The organism is Rhodococcus sp. 14C212, from assembly GCF_011058195.1.
GTDB lineage: Bacteria > Actinomycetota > Actinomycetes > Mycobacteriales > Mycobacteriaceae > Rhodococcus > Rhodococcus aetherivorans.
In genome coordinates this window covers 1-3,710 of sequence record NZ_JAALEH010000178.1, presented here as the reverse complement: position 1 = coordinate 3,710, position 3,710 = coordinate 1, and the positions used below count along the sequence as shown (strand labels likewise).

At 73.5% G+C, this 3,710-nt stretch carries 3 protein-coding genes; 2 read left to right on the top strand and 1 reads right to left on the bottom strand.

The features are described 5' to 3' along the window. Positions 1–118 precede the first annotated feature (118 nt). Entirely contained in the window at positions 119–1,804 is a 1,686-nt protein-coding gene (gene ptsP / locus G6038_RS30380; protein ID WP_165042587.1) for a phosphoenolpyruvate--protein phosphotransferase, read from the bottom strand. Positions 1,805–1,942: 138 nt separating this feature from the next. Between ptsP and G6038_RS30375 the strand changes: the two genes are divergently transcribed. Beyond that, positions 1,943–2,710 (top strand): DeoR/GlpR family DNA-binding transcription regulator, encoded by a 768-nt coding sequence (locus G6038_RS30375; protein ID WP_165042585.1) that lies wholly within the window; start codon positions 1,943–1,945, stop codon positions 2,708–2,710. Continuing rightward, a partial coding sequence (locus G6038_RS30370) for a 1-phosphofructokinase family hexose kinase (RefSeq protein ID WP_165042583.1) occupies positions 2,707–3,710 on the top strand: 1,004 nt, incomplete at its 3' end. The genes G6038_RS30375 and G6038_RS30370, both read left to right, overlap by 4 nt.

Here is a 3,710-nt window from a genome sequence, read left to right as displayed (position 1 = left end):
AAGGCACGAAGCCAGTCAGGCGAAGAGTCACGCACGCAGTCCATCGACTTCAGCCCACCACCGGCAGCTGCCGAACGTGCCGGCATTCACGCGGTTGGTGGTGAATCCATCCTCACAGTCAGGCGAGCACCCGGGCCGCCGCCTCGCGTGCCGCACCGGGGTCGACGGTTCGGAGCACTTCGTCCGCGGCCTCGCGGCACCGGTCGAGGGTGACCGTGGCCAGGCGGGAGCCGACGCCCGCGACGGCCGCTGCCGCACAGGACAACGATGTGACCCCCATGCCGGTCAGGACACAACCGAGCAACGGGTCGGCTGCTGCCTCCCCGCACACCCCGACCCGCTTGCCGGCCGCGCGGCCGGCGGCGGCGGTGCGGGCGACCAGGGCCAGCACGGCCGGCTGCCACGGGTCGGTGAGGGCCGCGAGGTGCGGCGACATGCGGTCCGCGGCCATCGTGTACTGCGCGAGGTCGTTGGTGCCGATCGACAGGAAGTCGACGTGTTCGAGGAGACGTTCGGCGAGCAGGGCGGCGGCCGGGACCTCGACCATCACCCCGGGCACGAGGTCGCGGGCGCGGACGGCGGCGGCGAAGTGCGCGGCCTCCGCGACGGTGGCGATCATCGGCGCCATCACCCAGGGCGCGGCGCCCGTGCGGGCGGCCGCGGCGGCGACGGCGTCGAGCTGCCGGTCGAGCAGACCTTCGGTGGCGGTCGCGATCCGGATGCCGCGCAACCCGAGCGCGGGGTTGTGCTCGTCGGGATGGTTGACGAAGCGCAGCGGCTTGTCGGAGCCGGCGTCGAGGGTCCGCAGGACGACCTTCCGGCCGGCGAAGGCGGTGAAGACGTCGGCGTAGATCGCGGCCTGTTCCTCGACGGTCGGCTCGGTTTCCCGGTCCAGGAAGCACAGCTCCGTCCGGAACAGGCCGACCCCCTCGGCCGGGGTCTCGCGGGCGGCACGGGCACCGGCGCCGTCCTGCACGTTCGCGAGGATCTCGACACGATGACCGTCCGCAGTGGTGCCGGGGCCGGCCCAGGACGCGATGCGCGCACGCTCGCTGCGGTCGGCGGCGACCGCGGCGACCGCCCCTTCGGGGTCGGGCTCGAGGCGGATCTCACCGGCGGCGCCGTCGAGGAGGACGCGGGTGCCGGCGGGAACGGTGTCGAGGTCGGCCGCCGCGACCACGCAGGGGATGCCGAGCTGCCGGGCGATGATCGCCGTGTGGCTGGTCGGCCCGCCGAGGGTGGTGGCGAGCCCGATCACGCGGGTCGGATCGAGGCCGGCGGTGTCGGCGGGGGCGAGGTCCTCCGCGAGGAGAATCGACGGTTCGTCCGGCAGGTCGAGACCGGGTTCCGGATGGCCGCTCAGCTCGGCGATCACGCGGTCGCGGATGTCGAGGAGGTCGGTGACGCGCTCGGCCATCAGCCCGCCGAGCTTGGTGAACATGTCGGCGAACTGGTCGGTGGCGCCGACGGCGGCCTCGGTCGCGCCGGCTCCGCTGCGGATCTTCGCGGCGACGGCGCCGAGCCAGCCGCGGTCCTCGGCGAGCTGGGCGTTGGCGAGCAGGACCTCGGCGGCGGCGCCCGAGGCCTGGCCGGCGCGGCTGCGCAGCCGGTCCGCGACGGTGGTGGCGGCCGTCCGGAAGCGCTCCGCCTCGGCGTCGCGCGCGGTGTCCGGGATGCTCTCGAACGTGGTGGGGATCTGCGGCCGCGGCGCGGGGCGCACGACAGGGCCGTAGGCAACCCCGGGCACGACGGGCGTGCCCCGAACGATCGATATCTCCGCCGCTGCGGGGATCACCTTCTCCATGTCTCCTCCTCGCCGCCCGGTGTGTCGGGATGGGCCTCCGGGGTATTTCTGTGATCGAGATTACTCCGAACCATTGACATGTCAACACATACGGGCGTAAAACAACATGAAACAACATTCGGCGGCAAGGAGCCCGGCGTGTACGCAGAGGAACGGCAGCAGGCGATCGCCGAGCTGATCGGCCGACGGGGACGGATGTCCGTCGCCGACCTGGCCACCCGTTTCCACGTCACCACCGAGACCGTCCGCCGGGACCTCGCCCTACTCGAACGGCTCGGCCATGTGCGCCGGGTACACGGCGGCGCCATTCCCACCGCCGCGCTCACGGTGACCGAACCCGCACTGAGCGAACGCGAACACACCCACGCCGCACACAAGGACCGGATCGCCGCCGCGGCGGCCCTCTACCTCCCCCCCGCCGGCGGCAGTGTGGTGTTCGACGCCGGCACCACCACCGGCCGGCTGGTGGCGGCCCTGCCCGCCGACGTGGACCTCGAGGTGGTCACCAACTCGGTTCCCATCGCCGCGCGGCTCGCGGGCCTCGGATCGGTGCGCCTGCACATGCTCGGCGGCCGGGTCCGCGGGATCACGCAGGCCACGGTGGGCGAGGACGCGTTGCAGTTCCTCCGGGCTCTGCACGTCGACGTCGCCTTCATCGGCACCAACGCCCTCAGCGTCGGCCACGGCCTGTCCACTCCCGACCCGGACGAGGCCGCCGTCAAGCGTGCGATGGTCCGATGCGCCGACCGGGTGGTCGTCCTCGCCGACTCGTCCAAGATCGGTCGCCAGCATCTGATCAGCTTCGCCCCCGTCGACGCCGTGGACGTGCTCGTCACCGACACCGAGATCGACGACACCGACTGCAAAGAGCTCACCGACAACGGAATCGAGGTGGTGACGGCATGATCGTCACGCTGACCGCCAACCCCAGCCTGGACCGGACGGTCGCACTGACGGGCCCGCTCGTGCGCGGCGCCGTGCACCGGGCCGCCGCCACCCGCGTGGACCCGGGCGGCAAGGGCGTCAACGTCGCCCGCGTGCTCCGCGCCGCCGGACGGCCGGTCCTGGCCGTCCTGCCGGGAAACACCGGCGACCCGTTGCTCACCGCGCTCGACGACCACGGCATCGGCTACCGCGCCGTTCCGACCGGGGGCCCCGCGCGCAGCAACATCACCGTCGCCGAGCCCGACGGCACCACCACCAAGCTCAACGAGCCCGGTTCGACGTACACCGAAGGGACGCTCGATGCGCTGCGCCGGACCGTCGTCGACGCCGCCGCCGACGCCCGCTGGGTGGTGATGTCCGGATCGTTGCCGCCCGGCGTGCCCGCCGACTGGTACGCCGACCTCGTCCGCTCCGTCCGCGCGGCCGCCGTCGACGGGTCCGTCGCGTGCCGAATCGCGGTGGACACCTCCGAGTCTCCCCTGCTGTCGCTCGCTGCCCGGTTTCCCGACGCCGCACCCGATCTGCTCAAACCGAATTCGGACGAGCTCGCCCAGCTCACCGGCGCGGATGCCACCACCCTGGAATCCGCGGCGGCGGCCGGCGACACCGGACCCGTCGTCGCCGCCGGACGCCGGCTCGTCGAGCGTGGCGTCGGGGCGGTGCTGGCCACGCTCGGCGCGGCCGGCGCGGTGCTGATCACCGCCGAGGGCGCCTGGCATGCGGTGCCGGGACCCGTGACCGCGCGCAGCACCGTCGGCGCCGGCGACTCCTCCCTCGCCGGCTATCTCGTCGCGGAGCTGGCCGGGCTCGGTCCCGCCGACCGCCTCCGCCACGCCGTCGCGTACGGCTCGGCGGCCGTGGCCCTGCCCGGCACCACGCTTCCCGGACCCGACGACGTCGACACCGGCGCCGTCGCGGTCGCTCCGATCCACCCCGTTCCCCTGGACACCCCTGTCTCTTA

Bases quoted from the DNA above. Each gene is read 5' to 3' on its own strand.
- ptsP (WP_165042587.1), bottom strand. From the start codon at position 1,804: ATGGAGAAGGTGATCCCCGCAGCGGCGGAGATATCGATCGTTCGGGGC.